This window comes from Streptomyces sp. NPDC001902 (assembly GCF_042891295.1).
GTDB lineage: Bacteria > Actinomycetota > Actinomycetes > Streptomycetales > Streptomycetaceae > Actinacidiphila.
The window spans coordinates 74,108-95,934 of record NZ_JBIATA010000008.1; the positions used below are offsets into that span (position 1 = coordinate 74,108).

At 73.2% G+C, this 21,827-nt stretch carries 18 protein-coding genes and 1 pseudogene; 13 read left to right on the top strand and 6 right to left on the bottom strand.

Annotated elements, in window-relative coordinates:
• The first annotated feature begins 286 nt into the window (after positions 1-286).
• Positions 287-436 carry a DUF1427 family protein gene (locus ACFYYN_RS15650; RefSeq protein WP_500546232.1) on the top strand — a complete coding sequence of 50 codons (150 nt, stop codon included), beginning with the start codon at positions 287-289 and terminating at the stop codon, positions 434-436.
• Complete coding sequence (locus ACFYYN_RS15655) at positions 433-654, top strand: DUF1427 family protein (RefSeq protein ID WP_500546233.1); 222 nt, start codon at positions 433-435, stop codon at positions 652-654. The genes ACFYYN_RS15650 and ACFYYN_RS15655 overlap by 4 nt, the downstream gene beginning before the upstream one ends.
• Here ACFYYN_RS15655 and ACFYYN_RS15660 read toward each other — a convergent pair.
• Positions 644-1,135, bottom strand: a complete 492-nt coding sequence (locus tag ACFYYN_RS15660) for a helix-turn-helix domain-containing protein (protein ID WP_500546396.1) — start codon at positions 1,133-1,135, stop codon at positions 644-646. The two genes, ACFYYN_RS15655 and ACFYYN_RS15660, sit on opposite strands and share 11 nt — an antisense overlap.
• Before the next feature lie 297 nt (positions 1,136-1,432).
• Between ACFYYN_RS15660 and ACFYYN_RS15665 the strand changes: the two are divergent.
• The 3 genes and pseudogenes from ACFYYN_RS15665 to ACFYYN_RS15675 form a co-directional block, all read left to right on the top strand.
• Positions 1,433-1,855 (top strand): annotated as a pseudogene (locus ACFYYN_RS15665) (FAD-binding protein); the annotation flags it as partial.
• Positions 1,856-2,102: 247 nt separating this feature from the next.
• Positions 2,103-4,370 (top strand): M4 family metallopeptidase, encoded by a 2,268-nt coding sequence (locus ACFYYN_RS15670; RefSeq protein WP_500546234.1) that lies wholly within the window; start codon positions 2,103-2,105, stop codon positions 4,368-4,370.
• Positions 4,371-4,484: 114 nt separating this feature from the next.
• Positions 4,485-5,411, top strand: a complete 927-nt coding sequence (locus tag ACFYYN_RS15675; RefSeq protein WP_500546235.1) for an aminoglycoside phosphotransferase family protein — start codon at positions 4,485-4,487, stop codon at positions 5,409-5,411.
• 9 nt (positions 5,412-5,420) lie between these two features.
• Here ACFYYN_RS15675 and fxlM read toward each other — a convergent pair whose 3' ends face one another.
• Together fxlM and ACFYYN_RS15685 are read right to left on the bottom strand one after the other, a co-directional pair.
• Positions 5,421-7,721: a methyltransferase, FxLD system gene (gene fxlM, locus ACFYYN_RS15680; RefSeq protein ID WP_500546236.1), complete on the bottom strand. Its 2,301-nt coding sequence runs from the start codon at positions 7,719-7,721 to the stop codon at positions 5,421-5,423.
• A gap of 206 nt (positions 7,722-7,927) precedes the next feature.
• Positions 7,928-8,305, bottom strand: a complete 378-nt coding sequence (locus ACFYYN_RS15685) for a VOC family protein (protein WP_500546237.1) — start codon at positions 8,303-8,305, stop codon at positions 7,928-7,930.
• Between the two features lie 429 nt (positions 8,306-8,734).
• Between ACFYYN_RS15685 and ACFYYN_RS15690 the strand changes: the two genes are divergently transcribed.
• The gene (locus tag ACFYYN_RS15690) at positions 8,735-8,890 is read left to right on the top strand and encodes a hypothetical protein (RefSeq protein WP_500546238.1); all 156 of its coding nucleotides are present in this window, start codon (positions 8,735-8,737) and stop codon (positions 8,888-8,890) included.
• 20 nt (positions 8,891-8,910) lie between these two features.
• Here ACFYYN_RS15690 and ACFYYN_RS15695 read toward each other — a convergent pair whose 3' ends face one another.
• Positions 8,911-9,558, bottom strand: coding sequence for a LysE family translocator (locus ACFYYN_RS15695; RefSeq protein ID WP_500546239.1), 648 nt, complete (start codon positions 9,556-9,558; stop codon positions 8,911-8,913).
• A 96-nt stretch (positions 9,559-9,654) separates the two neighbouring features.
• Positions 9,655-12,681, bottom strand: a complete 3,027-nt coding sequence (locus ACFYYN_RS15700) for a glycosyl hydrolase (RefSeq protein ID WP_500546240.1) — start codon at positions 12,679-12,681, stop codon at positions 9,655-9,657.
• A 488-nt stretch (positions 12,682-13,169) separates the two neighbouring features.
• On the opposite strand from ACFYYN_RS15700, the gene ACFYYN_RS15705 reads away from it, so the two are divergent.
• Entirely contained in the window at positions 13,170-14,381 is a 1,212-nt protein-coding gene (locus ACFYYN_RS15705) for a glycosyltransferase (protein WP_500546241.1), read from the top strand.
• A 40-nt stretch (positions 14,382-14,421) separates the two neighbouring features.
• On the opposite strand, the gene ACFYYN_RS15710 is transcribed toward ACFYYN_RS15705, so the two are convergent.
• Positions 14,422-14,913 (bottom strand): DUF1877 family protein, encoded by a 492-nt coding sequence (locus ACFYYN_RS15710; RefSeq protein ID WP_500546243.1) that lies wholly within the window; start codon positions 14,911-14,913, stop codon positions 14,422-14,424.
• Positions 14,914-14,993: 80 nt separating this feature from the next.
• Here ACFYYN_RS15710 and ACFYYN_RS15715 point away from each other — a divergent pair, with 80 nt between their 5' ends.
• From ACFYYN_RS15715 to ACFYYN_RS15740, 6 genes are all read left to right on the top strand, one after another.
• A complete protein-coding gene (locus ACFYYN_RS15715) occupies positions 14,994-15,596 on the top strand; it encodes an MBL fold metallo-hydrolase (RefSeq protein WP_500546244.1) in 603 nt (200 codons plus the stop codon).
• 158 nt (positions 15,597-15,754) lie between these two features.
• Positions 15,755-16,315 carry a GNAT family N-acetyltransferase gene (locus ACFYYN_RS15720; protein WP_500324608.1) on the top strand — a complete coding sequence of 187 codons (561 nt, stop codon included), beginning with the start codon at positions 15,755-15,757 and terminating at the stop codon, positions 16,313-16,315.
• A 56-nt stretch (positions 16,316-16,371) separates the two neighbouring features.
• Positions 16,372-16,749 carry a cupin domain-containing protein gene (locus ACFYYN_RS15725; RefSeq protein ID WP_499515817.1) on the top strand — a complete coding sequence of 126 codons (378 nt, stop codon included), beginning with the start codon at positions 16,372-16,374 and terminating at the stop codon, positions 16,747-16,749.
• A 544-nt stretch (positions 16,750-17,293) separates the two neighbouring features.
• Positions 17,294-19,555 carry a M4 family metallopeptidase gene (locus tag ACFYYN_RS15730; RefSeq protein ID WP_500546245.1) on the top strand — a complete coding sequence of 754 codons (2,262 nt, stop codon included), beginning with the start codon at positions 17,294-17,296 and terminating at the stop codon, positions 19,553-19,555.
• 440 nt (positions 19,556-19,995) lie between these two features.
• Positions 19,996-20,856: a helix-turn-helix transcriptional regulator gene (locus ACFYYN_RS15735; protein WP_500546246.1), complete on the top strand. Its 861-nt coding sequence runs from the start codon at positions 19,996-19,998 to the stop codon at positions 20,854-20,856.
• Between the two features lie 136 nt (positions 20,857-20,992).
• A complete protein-coding gene (locus ACFYYN_RS15740; RefSeq protein ID WP_500546247.1) occupies positions 20,993-21,826 on the top strand; it encodes an oxidoreductase in 834 nt (277 codons plus the stop codon).
• Position 21,827 lies beyond the last annotated feature (1 nt).

Here is a 21,827-nt window from a genome sequence, read left to right on the forward strand (position 1 = left end):
CCGGGGACGGGGGCAGGGCGTGCGAGGTGATCTTTCCCACGTCCGCAGTGCGACCGTACGGGTTTGGGGTCGTCAAACCCGTCCTCACGTGCGGAAGTTGCCGGCCGGACCGATGGCGCGGCGCACCGTTGCGAGCCCGGCGGGCGCCGAGGCGTCGGTGGCACGCGCCGGTGGCCCCGCCGTCCGGACGGGGCCACCTGACGCCGCGCTGCACGACCGGGCGCCATCCGCGCTGCTAGAAAGGGACGGAAATCCTCATATCCGGCAAAAAGGAAAGGGGGTCGGCGTGGGCTACGCCGCGTCCTTCGGAGCGGGCCTGGTCGTCGGCATCATGTACGGCCTCCTCAGGGTCCCGTCCCCCGCGCCGCCGTTCATCTGCCTCGTCGGCCTGGCCGGCCTCCTGATCGGCTCCTCCGTGCCTGAGTGGCTCGCGTGAGGTCCCTGCTCTCCCGGTGCCTCATCTCGTTCTCCGTGGGGGCCCTGGCGGGTTTCCTGTACTGGCTCATGGGCGTCATGTCGCCCGCCCCGCCGTGGATCTCGCTCGCCGGGCTGCTCGGCATCCTCGCGGGCGAGGCGGCGACGCGGCACCTGCTGACGCGCCGCCGGAAGCGGCCCGACGGCCCGGCGGAGGGGCCGCCCCCGGCTAGTCCGTGAAGGGGGCTTCCCGGTCCGGCCCCAGCCACGTCGTCAGGGCCCACCACCAGTGGAGGGCGTCCAGCGGCCCGGACGTGGCGTCCGCGGGCGGCTCACCGGTGATCTGCCGGTGCCGGCCGAGCCGGTAGCGCACGGTGTTGGGGTGGGTGAACAGTGCCGCCGCCGTCTGGTCCAGACGCCGTCCGTGGTCCAGGAACGCCAAAGCGGTGAGGGCCAGTTGGCGATGGAAGGCGTCCGAAGGATCCAGGGCGCCCAGGAGCCTGCCGGCCAGGAACGAGCCCAGCAGCGGTTGCTCCCCGGTCGCGATCTCACCGGCGAAGTCCGTCAGCTGCCGCACCCCGAGCCGTCCGCGCCGGCCGCCGGCGGTCAGCGCGCGGACGCACAGCCGGTGGACGGGCGGCAGTTCGTCCGGCGCAACGGCGGGGGAGAGGACGACGAGCCCGCCGGCCGCCTCCGGCCCGAGTTCCCCGCGCGCGGGCATCCGCGGGAGCAGGCCCGCCGGCCGGCCCTCGACCCGTCCGGCGATCCCGCGCAGCGCGGTGACCCGGTCCGTGAGGCGGCGGGCGCCGGCGGCGTCGAGGCCGTCCGCGACGAGGCAGTGGTACGTGCCGCCGGCCCGGAGCCCGGCCCGCGCCAGGTCCCCTGCCGGCGGCGGGGTGCCGCCCGTCAGGAGCCGGCGCAGCACCCGCGCCCGCAGGCCGTCGGAGGCGGGCGGCAGTTCCTGCTCGGCCGTGCGGTATCCGTTGATCACGTGGCGTTCGACGGCGTCGCCGTACTCCACCTCATCGACCTGGCCGACCTCAAGCGGCAGATCGACGCCCGCGACCGCGAGATCGACAACCCGTACACCAAGGACGCCCAGGTGATGGGGATCCGCAACGCCCTGGCGTACCCGGGCGACTTCCTCAGCCGTACCGCCACGGCCCACAAGATCATGGACCCGGCCGCGGGACCGCTGATCGCGGTACGGCTGAACATCCTCACCCGCAAGACGCTCGGGGGACTGCAGACCGACCTGTCCGGCCGGGTCCTGGACGCGGCGGGGGAGCCGGTGCCGGGTCTGTACGCCGCCGGTGAGGTCGCCGGTTTCGGCGGTGGCGGCGTCCACGGTTACCGCTCCCTGGAGGGCACGTTCCTCGGCGGCTGCCTCTTCTCCGGCCGTCAGGCCGGGCGTGCGGCGGCGGCCGCCACGGCGACCTGAGGGGCATGCCGTCCGCGGCGGGCCGGTGGCCATCGGCCCGCCGCTGTCCGGGGAGCGGGCGGAACGCTGATCGATTTCGGACAAGATTTGTTGCCGCCATGACAATGATGTCATCCCGATGTCACGCTGTGTCCGCACCCGCACACGGACGGCGTCATCCCGCACTGCGAGCTCCGCCCCGCCCGGCCCACCCCGCCGACGGGTCCGCACGGCCACCGTCAGCCGACCGCCGCAGGAGGAGAACTCCTTGTCCCACTTACGCACCCTGCCCCGTCACGCCAGGGCGACCGCCGTCGCCCTGACCGCCGCCGCCGCACTGCTCGGCGCGGCCCTTCCCTCAGGCCCGGCGCTCGCCACCGGCCAGGGACGGGGCAGCACGACGATCGTCGCATCCCCCCACACCGGCGCGTTCCCCGCGCGTCTGTCCCCGTCCGCCCGCGCCACGCTGATCCGCGAGGCCGGCTCCGCGGCGCCCGCGACCGCCAAGGCGCTGCGCCTCGGGCAGCAGGAAAGACTCGTCGTCAAGGACGTCGCCAAGGACGCCGACGGCACCGTGCACACGCGGTACGAACGCACCTACGCCGGACTCCCCGTGCTCGGCGGCGACCTCGTCGTCCACCGCGACGGCAACCGGCTGACCCAGGACCGCGCCACCGACGCGACGCTGTCCGTGCCCGGCACACGGCCCGCGGTCGCGGCGGCCACCGCCGGGAAGAAGGCCCTCGCCGCCGCGCCCCGGACCGGAAAGCCACGCGCGGCCGGGGAGCCGCGGCTCGTCGTCTGGGCCGCGACCGGCAGGCCGGCACTGGCCTGGGAGACCGTCGTCACCGCCACCCAGGCCGACGGCACCCCCAGCGAACTGCACGTCGTCACCGACGCCCGCACGGGCAAGGAGCTCTCCCGCTCCGAAGGCGTCAAGACCGGCACCGGCACCGGCGCCTTCGTCGGCACCGTCCCCCTCGGCACCACCGAGGCCGGCGGTGCCTACGAGCTCCGCGACCGCACCCGGGGCGGCCACTACACCACCGACCTGAACAACACGACTTCCTCCGGCACCGGCACCCTCTTCACCGACGCCGACGACGTCTGGGGCGACGGCACCGCCGCCAACCGCCAGTCCGCGGGCGTGGACGCCCACTTCGGCGCCGGCGCCACCTGGGACTACTACCAGGACACCTTCGGCCGCAACGGCATCTACAACGACGGCGACGGGCGCTACAGCCGCACCCACTACGGCAGCAACTACGTCAACGCCTACTGGAGCGACACCTGCCGCTGCATGACCTACGGCGACGGCTCGGGAAACACCCACCCCCTCACCGCCATCGACGTGGCCGGGCACGAGATGAGCCACGGCGTCACCAGCGCCACCGCCGACCTCAACTACAGCGGTGAGTCCGGCGGCCTGAACGAGGCCACCTCCGACATCTTCGGCACCATGGTCGAGTTCCACGCGGACCTCGCCGCCGACACCCCCGACTACCTCATCGGCGAAGAGATCGACATCAACGGCGACGGCACCCCGCTGCGCTACATGGACGAGCCCTCCAAGGACGGCGACTCGCGCGACTACTGGTCGTCCTCGCTCGGCGGCGTCGACGTCCACTACTCGTCGGGCCCGGCCAACCACTTCTTCTACCTGCTCGCCGAGGGCAGCGGCCCGAAGACCGTCAACGGCGTGGCCTACGACAGCCCCACCTACGACGGCGTCCCGGTCCCCGGCATCGGCGCCGCCAACGCCGCCGCGATCTGGTACCGGGCACTGACCACGTACATGACCTCGACCACCGACTACGCCGGAGCCCGCACCGCGACCCTCCAGGCCGCGGCCGACCTCTTCGGCGCCTACAGCCCGACGTACATCACTGTCGCCAACACCTGGGCGGCCATCAACGTCGGCCGCCGCATCGTCGACGGCATTGACCTGATCCCGCCCGGCGACCAGATCAGCGGCGTCGGCCAGACGGTCTCCCTGCAGGTCGAGGCGACCACCAGCAACGCCGGCGCCACCCTGGAGTACGAGGCCACCGGGCTGCCCGACGGCGTAGGCATCGACCGGGACACCGGCCTGATCTCCGGCACCCCGGACTCCACCGGCACCCACGAGGTCACGGTCACCGTCACCGACAGCACCGGCGACACCGCCTCCACCGCGTTCACCTGGACGGTCGCCTACGTCTACGGCAACAGCACCCGCGTCGACATCCCCGACGCCGGGGCCGCCGTCGAGTCGCCGATCACCGTGACGGGGCGTGGCGGCCACGCCTCCGCCGTCACCCAGGTCCACGTGAAGATCGTCCACACCTGGCGCGGCGACCTCGTCGTCGACCTGGTCGGGCCCAGCGGCAGCACCTACCCGCTGCTCAACCAGACCGGCGGGTCCGCCGACAACGTCGACCAGACCTTCACGGTCGACGCCTCCGCCGAGACGATCGACGGCACCTGGAAGCTCCGCGTCCGCGACGCCGTCGCGATCGACACCGGCTACATCGAGAACTGGACCATCACCCCGTAGCGGACCACACTCCGCTCCGCCGGCGGGCCGGGCCACCCCCCTCCCGGCCCGCCGGCGCCCCACGTCCCCGATAACCCGTTGCCGCGGGCGGACACGACGGGTGATCATCGCGGGATGATCACGACCCCGCCCGACGGCCGCGCCGGAATCGACGCGTCACTGGTCAAGCGCCTGCTCGCGGCGCAGTTCCCGCAATGGGGCCACCTGCCCGTCACCCCGGTGGAGGCCGACGGCTGGGACAACCGCACCTACCGCCTCGGGCACGCCATGACGGTCCGTCTGCCCACCGCCGAAGGCTACGTCCCCGCGGTGGCCAAGGAGAACGAGTGGCTGCCCCGGCTCGCGCCCTCGCTCCCCGTCGCCGTCCCGTCCGTCCTCGGCATGGGCGCCCCGGGCGAGGGCTACCCCTTCCCCTGGTCCGTACGCGGCTGGCTGCCCGGCGAGACCGCCGCGCCCGAACGCATCGCCGACCTCACCCGGTTCGCCGTGGACCTCGGCGAGTTCCTCCTCGCGCTCCAGGGCTGCGACCCCACCGGCGGCCCGTCCGCCGGCCCGCACAGCTGGTACCGGGGCGCGTCGCCCGCCCACTACGACCAGGAAACCCGCCGCTGCCTGGCCCTCCTCGACGGCCACGTCGACACCGCCCGCGCCCGCGCCGTCTGGGACGCCGCCCTCGCCGCCGAGTGGCACGGCCGACCCGTCTGGTTCCACGGCGACATCGCCTCCGGCAACCTCCTCGTCCGCGGCGGTGAACTCGCCGCCGTCATCGACTTCGGCACCTCCGGCGTCGGCGACCCCGCCTGCGACCTGGTCATCGCCTGGACCATGTTCTCCGGCGCCGGCCGCGAGGCGTTCCGCCGCACGGTCCGCCAGGACCCCGCCACCTGGGCCCGCGCCCGCGGCTGGGCCCTGTGGAAGTCACTGCTCGTGCTCGCCGACACCCTCACCACCGACCCGGCCCGCGCCGAGGTCAACCGGCACGTCATCACCGAAGTCCTCGACGACCACGACCACTTCGCGCGGACTGCCGTGGCGGGGTGAGGGGCCGGATCAGGCATCCGCGGCGGTGCCGGGCCACCGGAGGACCAGACGGGTGAAGACCTTGTCGATCACGTGTCCCGCCGGGAGTTCGTGGTCCGGGGTGCCCGCGGGATGGACGGACAGGGCCGGATACCCGGTGCCGCGGACGCGCCGGTCCCAGGCGCGCACGCATGCGACCAGGCGCTCGGCCGACAGGGGCCCGGCCGCGCCGTAGGCGTGGACGACGAGTTCCAGGCGCCGCCCCCGGGCCTCCGGCCCGCCCGGGACCTCGGCGTGGGTGAGATGGGCGAGGGAGCCATCCGCCACCACGGCGGCGGCGTCCCCGCTCCTGGGAAGGGCCACGCGCCCTGGACGCCGTGAACCGCCCCGCACCAGGCGGCAGAAGCCGGGCAACGTGGTGGCCGCGAACAGCTCAAGCGTCTCCAGGGACTCCTCGGCCGCGACGGTGACGCCGGCCCTCAACTCATGACGCCCGCCGCGCAGCGTGTCCCCGACGCCGGCCGTGTCCGGCACGGTGCCGTCCCCGAAGCGCAGCTGCAGCCCGGCGCCGGCAAGGTCGACCACCGGAAGGGTCCGTGCCGCGGCCCCGCGGTCGCGGACGAATCCGCAGTACGTCCATCCGCGGGAGCGCAGCACCTCACCCTCCTTCTGGAGGGCGATGGCGCGGGTGTAGCCGTGGATCTCCAGAGGCAGGACGAGGTACCGCCCGTCGGCGAGCTGACGGACCCACTCGGGGGAGACGTCCCAGGTCCGGTAGGTGATCACACTCGCGTCGAAACCGCCCCGCGGGACGTGACCCGGCGCCCCGTGCCCGCCGTCGCCGAGTACGACGGTGACGCGGCCGCTCCCTGCCTCCGCGGTGAGGCGCCTGGTGCGACGGACCACGTACGGGTCGACGTCGACCGTGACGACCCTTCCTGCCGGACCGACGACGTGGGCGATGAGTTCCGCGTTGTACCCCCCGGATCCGGCCTCGAACACCGTCATGCCCGGCTCCAGGCGCATCTTCTCGAGCATGTCGGCCTGCAGCCACGGCGCGGAGACGGAGCTGACGGACTCCCCGCTCGCCGTGCGCCGGGTGACGACGGCGAGATCGTGGTCGTACGCCGTGGCCGGCGGGCTCTCGGGGACGTACCTGTGCCGCGGCACGGACCGGAGGGCCTCCTGGACCCCGGGCGAGGGGGCCCAGCCGCCACGGACCACGTGGTCGGCCATGCGCTCGCGCAACCGCGCCGCCGGTGCCGGTTCGCCCTCGACCGGGGGTTGCCGGCCGGCCGTCTCATAGGTCGTCGTGGACGGCTGGTCCGGCACGACGCCGGGCCATACGGTGGCGAGGGCCTGCGCGGACGGCGCGAAGACAGGCCCGAGCGCGGCGAGGGCGTGCAGCTCGTGCCACTCCCACCGGAGGAAGCGGTCCGGCTCGCGCACGGTGGGTTCGCCGGACCAGGAGACGGCCCGGACGACGGCGGAGAGGCGGCGGACGCGGCCGCGGTCGTCGTGGAGGATCGCCACCAGATGGACGTCCTGCGTCCCGCAGGACAGGCCGGTCTCCTCGGCCAGTTCCCGTACCGCGGTCTCCGGGAAGGTCTCGCCCGGTTCGACGCGGCCGCCGGGCAGTTCCCACATGCCCTCGGCGGAACGCCCCAGGAGCACGCGGCCGCAGCCGTCCGTGACGACCACGCACGCACCGGCGACCGCTGCCGCGTCCGGTTCGCCCGCCTTCTCCACGGCCGTGAACGCCGGGCGCGGATCGCGCAGCACGAGCACGGCGAGCCCCTCGGCGTCGAAGCGGTCCACCGAGGCCCACCCCTCGACGAGGACGCCGATCTCGTCCTCGTCCAGGGCGATGCTCCTCCGCTCCTCCGGGGTGTTCGCGGCCAGGGGCGTGATCACCACCAGGGCACCCCCGGTGCGGAGGCGGGCGGCGAGACGGTGCAGTACGCGGGAACGATCACGGAGGAACGCGACCACCAGGCGCAGCGTGATGAGGTCGTAGCCGGCTTCGTCCAGCTCGGCGGGGGCCTCGCGCTCGACGTCGCCGCACAACCACCGCACGCCCTCCAAGGCGTACGCACGCTGTGCGGCCCGCTCCAGGGCGCTCTCCGTGAAGTCGACGCCGTCCACCGCGTACCCGAGCCCCGCCAGGTGCAGGGCCAGCTCCCCGGTGCCGCAGCCCACGTCCAGCGCGCGCGACCCGCTCACGGCCGGAACGTGCTCGGCGAGCAGGTCGCGTTCCGTTGCTGTGAGCCGACGGAAATCCCGCCCCGCGGTGTAGTGCTCGTCCCATGCTGTCCGGCTCGTGTAGGCCAACGGAACACTCCTGTCGCGTGGGTGACGGGCGGGCCGGGCAATGGCCGTTCCACCGGGTCCAACGAGCAGGAGGGGCCCGACGACCGGGCCGCTTTCAGCCGTTATGGGGGCGTTGTCACGTCGGGGGCACGGCGTTTGTGCCGTACACCGACCCTTGGCGCACCGGCACTCCGCACGTGGCGGTGATGGCCGAAACGCCGGCCGGCTCAGCCCGCGCGTTCCGCCGCGCTGCGCTCCACGCAGAACTCGTTGCCCTCCGGGTCGGCGAGCACCACCCAGCCCGTGCCGTCGGGGCGGCGCCGGTCGTCGACCTGCGTCGCGCCGAGCAGGAGGAGGCGCTCGACCTCCTCGTCCCGGGTGCGGTCCTGCGGCTGGACGTCCAGGTGCACGCGGTTCTTGACGGTCTTGGGGTCAGGAACGGTCACGAAGAGGATGCCGGGGCCGCCGTCGACCTCGATCAGGGCCTCCTCGTCACCGGGCTTGTCGTCCTCGTGGAGCGGACGGTCCAGGACGAGGGACCAGAAGCTCGCCAGACGGTGGGCGTCGGCGCAGTCGATCGTGATGTGGCGCATTGCGGAGGTCATGGGGCGGATTCTGGTCCACGGCGCCGGACCGGGGCAACGCGGTTGTGTCAGGGGCGGCCGATAGCGTTCACGCGTTCCCCCACCGGATCCCGTGAGCCCGGAAGCAGGAAGCGACAGCCGTGAGCGACGGCGTCCTGTCGGTCATACCGACCGACCCCCGATGGCAGCCCGACCGTGACGCGGCAGAGCGTGCCGCCGCCCTCGTCGCCTCGCTGGAACCCGGGGATCCCGACGGTGCGGACATCGAGATCGAGGTCAGCCGGTACGACACCATCACGCTGGTCGAGTGCGGCGGCAATCTGGTTGCCATCGGCTGCCCGTGCGGTGGCCCCGTCGACACCGCCTGGTGGTCGGCCGTGTTGGACGCGCACCGGGACGAGGGCTTCGTGACGCTGTCGGTTGATCGTCCCGTGCTGCGGGGGTGCCACGGTGCTGGACGAACTGCGCTACGACTGGCCGTGCGGGTTCGCGCGCTTCGAGATCGCCGTGTGGAACCCCCGCCGTGCCTGGTTCGGCGACGACGAACTGGCAGCCGTCGGTGAAGCGCTCGGCCACCCCGTCCGGCAGATCAGGGCTCACATCTGAACGGGCCGGGCACCGGCCCGTCAGTCCGCGCGCCCGGTCGCGGCCACCGTCACGCCGAGGCCGATCATCGCCAGCCCGCCGGCGCCGCCGATCGCGGACAGGCGGCGGTCGGAGCGGCCCAGCCAGACGCGGGCGGCGGAGGCGGTCAGACCCCACAGGGTGTCGCTGACGAGGCCGATGCCGATGGGGACGAGGCCGAGGAGCAGCATCTGCGCGGGCAGCGACCCGGCGGAGTGGTCCACGAACTGGGGGAGAACGGCGGCGAAGAAGACGATGCCCTTGGGGTTGGTGACCCCGACCGCGAGGCCGTCCGCGACGGTCCGCAGGTCGCCGCGGACGGGCCGCTCCGGGCCGCCGTCCATCGCGCCGACCGTGAGCTCCCGGCGGTGCCGGAACGCCTTCACGCCGAGGAGGACGAGGTAGGCGGCCCCGGCCAGTTTCACCACCAGGTAGAGCGTCAGGGACCGCTCGATCAGCGAGCCCAGGCCGAACGCCACGGCCACCACCAGCAGGTACGAGCCGATGAAGTTGCCCAGCACCGACGCGAGGGCGGTGCGGCGGCCGTGCGCCAGGGCGCGGCCGATGACGAAGAGCACGCTGGGCCCGGGGATGACGATGACGAGCAGGGACATCGCCGCGAACGCGAGCAGCCGGTCGGTGGACACCATGGTCCCTCACCTCCGCGGCCATTGAACCAGGTGCCCGGGGGCCCCGCCGGTCGTGCGCCGGCCGGCAGGGAACCCCGGGGACGGGACCGGGACCCGTCAGTCCCGGCCCACCACGGCCTGGGCGTACGGGACCAGCCGCACCGGCCCGACGAGCCCGGTGCGCTGCGAGGCGGCACCGCCGTACACGGACGGGTCGCTGACGCGCAGCCGGTTGAGCAGCGGCGTGGCCACCTCGACCTCGATCGTGTTGCTGCCGCGGCGGAGCAGCCCGCCGAGATCCACCACGGGGTTGATGTGGCTGGTGACCGGTGCCGGCCGCCCGTTGACGCTGACCCGGAAGGTGTCGGTGACCTCGCCGAGGTCGAGCAGGGCGCCGAGGCCGCCGCTCCAGGACCGGTCGAGTTCGACGGTGGCGCGGTAGCGGCCGATGCCGGCGGCGTCCGTGAGCTCCGGGATGGCGTTCCACGGCGCCAGGGCGTCGAGGGCGATCCGGTGCCGGACGACGGTGGTGCGGTCAGGGTCCGCGCCGGGACGCCAGTCCTCCGCGTCCAGGGTCCAGGAGGTGAGCTCCCGGGGCGCGGGCACCTCCCCGACCACGGTGCCGACCGAACCCCCGCGCGACAGCGCCGTGGTGTAGGTGCCGGCCGCGCGGGCGCGCAGGACGAGCCGGCCGTCGTCGAAGCGCACGTCGTCCGCGTCCGTGGTGACGGCGTGGGTACGGCCGGGCTTGCCGTGGAACCGTCCCGGCGGTGCGAAGGCCACGACCATCGACTCGGCCGGCTGCAGCGCCACCCGGAAGGTGAACAGGTCGCCGTCCTGCGCGTACAGGGCCAGCGGCCGGGCCTCGCCCGTCCACGGGTCCAGCAGGTACGGCACCGCGCCCGAGCGGGTGCGGCGGACCGTGACGGCGTGGTCGATCGCGGCGACGGGGGGCTTCACGGTCTCGGCGTGCTTGCCGTTGACGAGGTAGAACCAGTCGACGCCCTCGTCGAAGCGGTGCATCGTGAGCAGCGTCGAGGGCACGGCGTAGCTCACGTCGGGCACCAGACCGAGGTCCGTGAGGGCCTGGCCCACCGCCGTCTTGTCGGTGACCTGCCGGACCCGCGGCTGTGCCAGCAACTCGGCGACGAGAGCACGGAGTTGCGGCAGGGTGGAGTCGTCCTCCACGCCGGGCGTCGTGACCGTCGTCCAGTCGCCGAGCAGGACGACCGGCAGCCCGGCCCGTGTCAGGCGCAGCAGGTGGCGCGCGTCCGCGAGGGTGAGGGTGACCGCCGAGCCGGAGAAGAAGTCGCCCTCGACGAACAGCGCCCGGTAGGCGGGGCCGTCGGGGGCCAGCCGGCCGTCGCGGACCTTCGCCGACGGCAGGTCCAGCAGGGGTCCGCTGAGGAACTGGTGGGTCCAGCCGAGCGGCACGCCCGTCGAGGTGAACCAGGACGCGCCGATCCCCGTCGCGGTGTAGCCGGTCTGCCGGAAGACGGCGACGTCGATCCGGGAGGTGCCGCGCTGCATGGCGTGGTGCACCCGGGACAGGTACCCGGACACGTCGGTGACGTGCCGCCAGGTCGGGTGCCGCGGGCCCCAGGACTCGCCGTAGCCGACGGTGCCGTTGTAGGGGGTGAAGGCCGCGTAGCCGGGCCACTTCACCCCGGGCAGCGTGGCGTACGAGAAGCCGTGCACGACGGTCTGGTTGACGCCGGCCGCGTACGCGCCGCCCATGGTGCGCAGGAACTTCTCCCACGTGGTGCTGTACGCGGAGCCGGTGTAGGCGCCGGCCTCGCAGGACAGCACCGTGTGGCCCGCCATGTCCCGGCCGCCGGCCAGGCAGCGGTAGTCGTCGAGGTTCTTGAAGCCCAGCGACTCGCCCTCGGGGATGTCCAGCAGCGCGGCGGACCGGATGGCGTCGGTCTGCAGGCCGTACGGCTGCGCGCGCATCCCCAGGCCCAGCGAGTGCGCCCAGTCGCGCAGCGCCGTGAGGTGGTGGTTGTTGTACAGGTCGCTGACGGTGTCCCAGAAGTCGTGCCGTATCTGGCGGGTCGCGACGGCGTCGTAGGCGTAGACCTGGTTGCCGCCGCTCATCGCGATGACGGGCAGGACGGGCAGCAGCGGGTAGCCGTTGCGCTTCTCGAAGGCGGCGGGCAGCCCGGGGGTCCAGGGCAGCGCCTTGGTCTCGATCTCCAGGGAATCCTCGAACAGGACGCCGCCGGCGCTCTTGAGGAGGCCCCTGATCTCCTTGGTGAGCAGGTTCCGTTCCCAGAACCCGGTGACGGCGGCGGTGCCGGCCGCGCTGAAGTGGTCCACGACGTACGCGGTGGGCGAGGTGTGCGGACCGCCCTCGGGGGTCTGCCCGGTGCCGCGCTGCCAGAAGGCGGTGAGCACCCAGTCGCCCCCGCCGGGCGCGGTCCAGTCCACGGCGCCGTCGGCGACGTGCGCGGTGAGGTCCTGGACGCTCGCGCGGTCCAGGCCGGTCTCCTTGCGGGTGGCGTTCTCGGGGGCGATCCGGGTGGCCAGCAGGCCGAGCAGCCGCTGACGGGTGACTCCGGACGCGGGGGCCGCGGCGGGGGCCGGCACGGGGCCCGAGTAGGCCGTCCCGGCGGCCACGGTGAGGGCGCCGAGGGCGAGTTCCTGCACTGCGGCGTCGCTGTCGGGGGTGATCCCGGGGACGGCCGCGGGCCAGCTGGGGCCGATGGTGAGGTCGATGGTGACGCCCCGTCGGCGGGCCTGGTCCAAGGCCGCGTGGACACCGGCGACCCAGGCGGGGCTGCCCCAGCCGTGGTGCTCGGTGTCCAGGACGGAGGTGTCCTTCACGCTGTGGTGGACGGCGGCGATCTCGGCGCCGCCGAACCCGGCGTCGGCGATCTGGTCGACCTCGCGTCTGATCTCGTCGGGGTCCACCAGCCCGTCCGGCCACCACCAGCGGAACTTCGGCCGCACCGCGCTCCCCGGCTCGGCGAACGCGCCCGCCGCGCCGCCCGCGCCCGCGGTCCCGGTCCCGGTCCGCGCTTCGGCGGCGGCAGCGGGCAGTGCGGGGGCCAGCGCCGCCGCGGTTCCCGCGACGGCGGTGGCGATGAGGAGGCTGCGACGGGAAACCCCGGCGGCCTCGGGGCGGTTGCTGTCGTCGTGCATGGTTCCGTAGCTCCCCGGAGTGAGAGGTGGAGGTGCCTTTCATCCCGGAGTGATCAGTGCCGAGATGCACCGCGCTGCTGATCGAACCGTACATTGAACCGTTTCAATCTTCGCGGAGGCTACAGCGAGGTCCCGGGTGGGGGCAAGGTCCCGGCGGGCGCGAACCTCGACGGGTGTGATGGGGGAGGCCTGCACGGCCGTCAGGAGCGGGCGTGCCGACAGCCTGCGCCGGACCTCCGCGGCGGGTGCGGGGCGTGGATGAGAACGTTTCAGGCGGGGATCGCGCGGCACGCGGTCGCGATGGGTTCCGAGGTCGCCGGGAGGGTGCGGCGCAATCCGCCGTGCGGGCGGGACTCGATGAAGTCCGGCACGCCCGGCGCATTCCCGCGTTTCCACCGTATAGCGCACGGGGGGCCTTGCCGCAAGGCCCCCATAGGGGGCGAAAATCGCTCCTCACGCGCCGGGAAATGGCGCAGGACGGGAGCGAGATGCGTTTTCTGTTGTCCACGATCGGGACACGCGGCGAAGTCCAGCCGCTGGTCGCGCTGGCGGTGGAATTGAAGGCCATGGGGCATGAGGCGGTGGTGTGCGCGCCTCCCGATTTCCGTGAGTGGGCCGGGTCCCTGGGAATCACGTACGTGCCCGTCGGACCCGAACTGCGCGGGACCGCGAAGCAGAGTGCCGGAACCATTCCGACCCCGGAGCAACGGCGCCTGATGATCGAGGGCACGGTCGCCGCGCAGTTCGAGGCCGTGGGCGCGGCCGCCGAGGGCTGCGACGCAGTCGTGGCGGGCGGGGCCCTGGCCGTCGCCGCCCGCTCGGTGGCCGAACAGCGGGGCATCGGCTACGTGTACGCGGCGTTCGCCCCCGTCACCCTGCCCTCCGAGCGGCACGCACCGCCCGTCTTCGGCATGCTCGGGCAGCGACCCGCGGCCGGGAACGCCGACCACCGCGCACTCTGGGCCGAGGACGCCGCACGCTGGAACGCCCTGTGGGCCGGCCCCCTCAACGCCCGCCGCGCCGCCGCCGGACTGCCGCCGGCCGAGGACGTGCGCGCCCACATTTTCACCGCCTCCCCGTGGCTCGCCGCGGACCCGGTGCTGGCCCCCTGGCCGCAGCCGTCCGCATCACTCGACGTGCTCCAGACGGGCGCCTGGCTGCTCCCGGACGACCGGCCGCTGTCCCCCGAGGTGGAGGCGTTCCTGGACTCCGGGGAGCCACCCGTCTACTGCGGCTTCGGCAGCGTGCGCGCACCGGACGGCGTCGCCGGCACGGTGATCGGCACCGCCCGCGCGCTCGGACGACGCGTCGTCGTGTCCCGGGGCTGGGCCGATCTTGCGCCCGTGGACGACGGTCCCGACTGCCTGACGATCGGCGAGGTGAACCAGCGGGCGCTCTTCCCGCGCGTCGCCGCGGTGCTGCACCACGGCGGCGCCGGCACGACCACCGCGGCGACGGCCGCGGGGACACCGCAGGTCGTCCTCCCGCAGATGTTCGACCAGTTCTACTTCGCCGGCCGCGTCGCCCGGCTCGGCATCGGCAGCGCCCATCCCGCCGGCGCCCCCGCAGCGGACCCGCTGCGCACGGCGCTCCGCGCCGCCCTCGCCCCGGAGGTGGCCGACCGGGCCCGGTCCGTCGCCGGCACCGTCCGCACCGACGGCGCGCGGACCGCCGCGCGGCGCCTGGCCGAGGGGGTCTGACGCACCGGTCGCCCAGCCGGCCCCGCCCGCTCCTCGAGGCCTACTGGTCGACGGTGAAGATCACGGCACGGCCCGCCCGTGCCGCCGCCCGGTAGAAGTCCTTCAGCCCGGGCAGGAACGCCTCGGTGTAGGCCAGGTCCTCCGCGTCGCCGGTGCCCTGGTAGGACTCGAAGGTGAGCGTGGCGAAGCGCTCGCGCAGCCATACGGCGTCCAGCGGCTCCAGGGCCGCCGCGACCTCGGGAACCTGGTCCGCGGTGACGTGGCAGACGATGTAGTCGTCCTCTTCGTGGAGCGGTACCCCGCCGAGGATGACGTGCGACAGGGGGAACTCGCCGTTGTCGAAGCTCAGGTCACCGTCCGTGAAGCACCGGTGCAACGCGTCCCAGGACGAGTCGAGTTCGCACAGGTGGTCGCTGTCCCAGCGCTCCTCGATCTCCTCGACGACCGCGGTCAGCGCGTCGTCGTCCTCGCAGGCCAGAATGCGTGCGGAGTCGGTTTCGTCCAAGGCGAAGAGAACGGCGCGGGTCCCCATCGTGCCCTCCCGGCGGGTGCGCGGATGCGGTGCGGTGCGATCCAACCACACGGCCGTCCGGGCTCCGCTACGTTCGGGCCATGCGGATCACCAAGTACACCCACGCCTGCGTGCGCATCGAGCACGAGGGGCGCGTGCTCGTCGTCGACCCCGGGACGTGGAGCGAGCCGGCCGCGCTGACCGGGGCGGACGCCGTACTCGTGACGCACGAGCACATCGACCACATCGACGTCCTGCGCCTGGCCGGGCTCGGCGTACCGGTCCACGTTCCCGCCGACGCGGACGTCCCGCGGCTGGAGGCGATCCGCGTCACCCCCGGTTCGGAGTTCACCGCCGCGGGTTTCCGCGTGCGCGCGGTCGGCGGCCGTCACGCGCCCGTCCACGCGGGCCGGCCCGCCTGCGCCAACCTCGGTTACGTCATCGACGACGCCGTCTACCACCCCGGTGACGCCCTGCACGTGCCCGGGCAGCCGATCGAGACGCTCATGGTTCCGCTCCAGGCCTCCTGGCTGAAGACGACCGAGGCGATCGACTTCGTCAACGCGGTCGCACCGCGCCGGGCCTTCGGGATCCACGACGGCCAGATCAACGAGCGGGGACTCGGCAGCGTCAACGGCTGGCTCGCGGAACGGACCGACCACGGGTACCGGTACCTGCGGCCCGGTGAATCCCTCCGAACGTGAGGGTGCTTCCCCCGGAGACGGCGACGGCGACACCGGCAGACCGGCGGCCGGCCGGCGCTTCGGCGCCCACCGCCCACGTCCACGCACGGATGGCCCGCGGGTGAACGCCGTTCGTCGGGAAGCGGTACCACGGGGGCCGGCGGCACTACGATCGCGCGATGGCTGACGACACCTTCCTCGCGCACGGCCCCCGGGTGGCCATCCGGCGGATCACCGCACGGGACCACGAAGAGATCGGCGCGCTCTCCCGGGAGAGCGCCGCACTGCACGCGCCCTGGGTGCCCGCGTGGGAGCACACCCCCGAGTCCTTCCGCGCCTGGGTCGGGCGCTTCGACCACCCGACGCACGAGGGATTCGTGATCTGCCTCCCCGGGACCGGCGCCATCGTCGGCGGGGTCAACATCAACAACATCGTCAGGGGCACCATTCAGAGTGGTGCCCTCGGCTACGTCGCGTACGCGTCGACCGCGGGTCGCGGCTACATGACGGAGGGGCTCCGGCTCGTGATGGCGTACGCCTTCGGCGACCTCGGCCTGCACCGGCTGGAGGCCAACATCCAGCCCGCGAACGTGGCGTCGATCAGGCTGGTGGAGCGGCTGGGCTTCGAGCGCGAGGGGTACTCCCCGCGCTTCCAGTACCTGGACGGCGCCTGGCGGGGCCACGAACGGTGGGCCGTGACGGCCGAGATGGCGATGGGCGAACCCCGCGAGGCGGACTGAGGCACGCACGCCGCCGGGCGCCGAGGACGGTCGCGCCGCGGTGTTAGCGTCCCGCCATGGACGACAGCGTTTACGTGGGCAATGCCGGTGAGGACGCGCCGCTCGACAAGGGGTGGCTGCTGGGGCACTTCAAGGAGGCGGGCGACCCCCGGCACAGTGACGCCGTGGAGATCAAGTGGGGCGTCCATCCGGCGGGGGACGAGCGCGGGGAGTGGGTGCGCGGCGAGGAGCGGACGGCGCTGCAGGTCCTCGTCAGCGGGCGGTTCCGGGTCGACTTCCCCGGGCGGTCCGTGGTGCTGGCGCGTCAGGGGGACTACGTCGTCTGGGGCAAGGGCGTGGACCACTCGTGGGTGGCGGAGGAGGACTCGACGGTGCTGACCGTCCGCTGGCCGTCCGTGCCGGGCTACGCCGTCCCGGCCGCCGAGGAGGAGTAGCCGCCCCGCCCCGCCCCGGGCCGCAGCCCGCGGGGAGCTGGCGCGAAATTTTCGGCGGCACCGTCGAGTTGAGCCGCCGGATGCCGATGGCGGCCTCGGCGGCCCCGCACTGATCAGGGAAAAGGTCCGCAGATCCGCATCATCCGGACGGTGTGGCCTGTCCGCCACCGTGGCTGGAACTATTCGCTCGGCATCGTCACTTCACTGTTGCCGCACCGTAAATCCGCACGTGGTCGGCTCGCCGTGGGACCGCTCCCACGGTGAGCGGCTGACCGACTTTCGGACAATGATCTCCGCAGTGATGACAGTGGACGACCATGCTGAAACGATCCCCCACGTCGCGCGAGCATCACTCGCACGTCATCTCGCGGAGGCATCAAGGGCCTCCAATGTTCCCGTCCCCGACGGCCGTTCACGCGGCCGGGCACAAGGAGCTCCACGAGTGACGAACCATCCCGCTGTCACGGGCGCCAGTTCACCGCCGAATCCCTCTCCCACCCGCCGTGCGCGCGGAGCACGCGGCCGCGTCGCGGCGACCGCCGCCGTGACCCTGGCCGCACTGCTGACCCCCCTCCTCCCGGCCACCGGCGCAGCCGCCGTGTCCGAGGGCGACGGGACGGCACCGCGCAAGATCGTCGCGGAGTCCCGGCCCGGGGCGCGCTCCGTCGCCCTTTCCGCCGCGCAGCGCAAGCAGCTGCTCAAGGCCGCGTCCGACGGGCGTACCGCCACCGCCCGCGCCCTCCAGCTGGGCGACAAGGAAGCGCTGATACCCAAGGACGTCATCAAGGACGCCGACGGTACGGTGCACACCCGTTACGAGCGCACCTACGCCGGTCTTCCGGTCGTCGGCGGCGATCTGGTGGTCCACGAGCGGGCCGGCGGACGCACCGTCAGCAAGGCGTCGGCGGCCCGGGTCACGGTGCCGACGACGAAGGCCGCCGTCAGCGCCGCGAAGGCGAAGAAGTCCGCCCTCTCCGCCGCCAAGAGCGAGCGGACCCAGGACCCCGCCGCGGACGGCGCCCCCCGCCTGGTCGTCTTCCTCGGCGACGGCAAGCCCACCCTCGCCTGGCAGTCCTCCGTCACCGGCACCCAGAAGGACGGGACCCCGAGCCGGCTGAACGTCGTCACCGACGCCGCGACCGGCAAGGAGCTCCAGAGCGTCGAGGAGATCCGCTCGGGCACCGGCAACAGCCAGTACAGCGGCCAGGTGCAGATCGGCACCGTGAACAACGGCGGCGTCTACGAGCTGACCGACCCGGAGCGCGGCGGGCACAAGACGTACGACCTGACCGGCGTGGGCGGCATCGGCAACCTGGTCACCGACGACGACGACGTCTGGGGCGACGGCACGCTCTCCGACCGCCAGACCGCCGCCGTGGACGCCGCCTACGGCCAGCGCGAGACCTGGGACTTCTACAAGGGGCGCTTCGGCCGCAACGGCATCGCCGACAACGGTGTCGGGGCGTTCTCCCGCGTCCACTACGGCGACTCGTACGCCAACGCCTTCTGGGACGACGGCTGCTTCTGCATGACGTACGGCGACGGCCGCGGCAACGAGCACCCGCTCACCGAACTCGACATCGCCGCCCATGAGATGACGCACGGCGTCACCTTCGCCACCGCCAACCTCACCTACACCGGGGAGTCCGGCGGCCTCAATGAGGCGACCAGCGACATCATGGCCACGGCCGTGGAGTTCGCCGCCGACAACCCCGCCGACGTCCCCGACTACATGATGGGCGAACTCGCCGACGTCCGCGGCACCGGGAAGCCGCTGCGCTACATGGACCAGCCGTCCAAGGACGCCGATCCGGTCAAGGGCACGTCGCTGGACTACTGGACGCCGCAGCTGAAGAAGGAGGACGTCCACCACAGCTCCGGCCCGGCGAACCACTTCTTCTACCTCCTCTCCGAGGGCAGCGGGAAGAAGACCATCAACGGCGTCGCCTACGACAGCCCCACCTTCGACGGCCTGCCGGTCGCCGGCATCGGCCGGGACAACGCGACCGACATCTGGTACCGGGCGCTGACCACCTACATGACCAGCAGCACCGACTACGCCGGGGCCCGCACTGCCACCCTCCAGGCGGCCGCCGACCTGTTCGGGCAGGGCAGCGACACCTACGAGGCCGTCGGCAACGCCTGGGCGGCGGTCAACGTCGGCGCCCGCTACGTCAACCACATCGCCCTCGTGACCCCCTCCACCCGCCCCGTGGCCGTCGGTCAGCCGATGACCCGTCAGATCGAGGCGGTGGGCTCCAGCCCCGGGCGGCTGGTCTACTCCGCGCACAAGTTGCCCAAGGGCCTGTCCATCAACGCGCGCACCGGCCTGATCAGCGGTACGCCGAAGAAGGCCGGCACCTACAAGACGGCCGTCACCGTCGAGAACACCGCGCAGCACAAGGCCAAGCGCACGGTGCGAATCGACTGGCCCGTCCTGGCCTCCGGCGGGCGCTTCTTCGTCAACCCCGCCCGCTACGACATCCCCAACTGGAAGACGATCGAGTCGCCGCTGATCGTGACCGGCCGCAAGGGCAAGGCGTCCAGCGACCTCAAGGTGACGATCGACCTCGTCCACCCGTGGGTCGGCGGCCAGATCGTCACCCTGGTCGCCGAGGACGGTACGGAGATCCCGGTGAAGCCCTGGTACTGGGACACCGGCGAGGGCGAGGTGCACGCCACGTACACCGTGGACGCCTCGGCGGTCCCGGCCAACGGCACCTGGAAGCTGCGGGTCACGGACAACACCCCCGGCATCTTCACCGTCGACCCCGGCTACCTCGACCGCTGGAGCCTGACCTTCTGACCACCGTGCGCAGCCGGTGCCGCTCCGGCGCCGGCTGCGCCGTCACGGTCGGGCGCCGGACCGTGCCCCGGCACGTGAGGACGCACCCGGTACGTCTGTGGTGCGACGCCCACGACCAGCACAGGGACGACCTCGACGCCCCGGGGCGTGCCTACCTGGAACGGGTGCCGCTGGTGCGCTCCACGGCGGGCGTCGCGGAGCGCCTGGGGCGGCACCACCCGGGTCCGCCCCGTCGCCCGGCGCTTCGGGCCGGTCGACGTCGCGCTGCTGTTCGCCGGGGCCGCGCGCACGGCCCTGGTCGACGGCTGCCTCACGCTCACCGCCGCCCAGGCCGCCCAGGCCGCGCGGACACAGCCTGAGAAGGACCCGCCCGGGACTCCGCACGAAGGCCCGCGGCCGGGGACGCCCCGGTATGGACGCGCAGCGTCGATAATCGACGTATGAGTCAGCGGAACGCTTCGAACACCACGCTGGGTGACTTCCTGCGGGCGTGCCGTTCCCGGGTGAACCCCGGAGACGTGGGCCTGCCGGACGACGGGCGGCACCGCCGGGTGCCGGGACTCCGGCGGGAGGAGCTGGCGCAGCTGGCCAACGTGAGCGTGGACTACGTGGTGCGCCTGGAGCAGGGCCGTACGGTGCACGTCTCGACGGCGGTGCTGGAGTCGCTCGCGCGGGCGCTGCGCCTGCGGCCCGACGAGCGCGACTACCTGCTGCGGGTCGCCGCGGCCGGCGCAGAACCGTCCGCCTCCGCGCCGCCGCGCATCCGGCCGCAGACGCAGACCCTGCTCGACGGGCTGCAGGAGTACCCGGCCCTGCTGCTGAGCCACCGGCTGGACGTCCTCGGCTGGAACCCGCTGGGCGCGGCCCTGATCGCCGACTTCGCCGCCGTTCCGGAACCGCAACGCAACCTGGTGCGCATGGCGTTCCTGGACCCGGCCTTCCGCGAGCTCTACGCGGACTGGCGGACCGTCGCCCGCGAGTGCGTCGCCTACCTCCGCATGGGCGCGGCGCGCGACCCGCAGGACCCGCGGCTGAAGGTGCTGGTGCAGGAACTCTCCGAGGCCGACGCCGACTTCCGCCGCTGGTGGTCGGACCACCGGGTGCGGACCCGGGCCGCAGGGCAGAAGACCTTCCGGCACCCGGTGGCCGGCACGATGACGCTGGACTTCCAGAGCCTCGTCGTGGGCGACGACCCGGACCAGACCGTCTTCGTTTACACCGCGCAGCCCGGCACACCCGCCCACGAGGCGCTGCGGTTCCTGGCCACCTGGTCGGCGAGCCCCGCCGCCGTGCGCCCGTGACCGGAACTGGCTGGTACTGCCGGTCCCAGGAAGCCGTCGCCTACGGTTGATCCTTCTCTGGCCCGCCCTTCGCCGCGGGCACACGCTGGGACACGTCGACAGAACGACCCCCAGTGATCATGAGGAGCACACCACCATGACGACGTGGTTCATCACCGGCGCATCTCGCGGGTTCGGCCTGGAAATCGCCCGGCAGGCCCTCGAGCGGGGCGACAACGTCGTGGCCACCGCCCGTACCCCCCGTGCCGTGGAGGAGGCCCTCGCGGCCCACGCGGACCGGCTGCTGGCCGTACCGCTCGACGTGAACGACGAGGAGCAGGCCCGGGCCGCCGTGCAGGCGGCGGTCGAGCGCTTCGGCACCATCGACGTCCTCGTCAACAACGCGGGCAGGGGCCTGCTCGGCGCGGTGGAGGAGACCAGCGACGCCGAGGCGCGCGCGGTGTTCGACACCAACGTCTTCGGACTGCTGACCGTGACCCGTGCCGTCCTGCCCGTCATGCGGGCCCGGCGTTCCGGACGGATCGTCAACCTCAGCTCCGTCGGCGGCTTCGTCGCTTGGGCGGGCTGGGGCCTGTACTGCGCGACCAAGTTCTCCGTCGAGGCCGTGACCGAGGCCCTGCGGCTGGAGCTCGCGCCGCTCGGCATCCAGGCGACCGCCATCGAGCCCGGCCCGTTCCGGACGGACTTCCTGGACTCCTCCTCGCTGCACCGCACCGAGCGGGTCATCGAGGACTACCAGGACAGCGCGGGAGGCATGCGCGCCTGGGCCGACGACAGCAACCACGCCCAGGACGGCGACCCGGTGAAGGCGGCGGCCGCCATCATCACCGTCGCCCGGGCGGAGGAGATGCCGGCCCGGATCCCGCTGGGCAAGGCCAGCCTCGCCGACGTGGAGGACAAGCTCGCCGCAGTGGCCCGTGAGATCGGGACGTGGCGGGACCTCGCCCTGTCCACCGACTTCACCTCGTGAG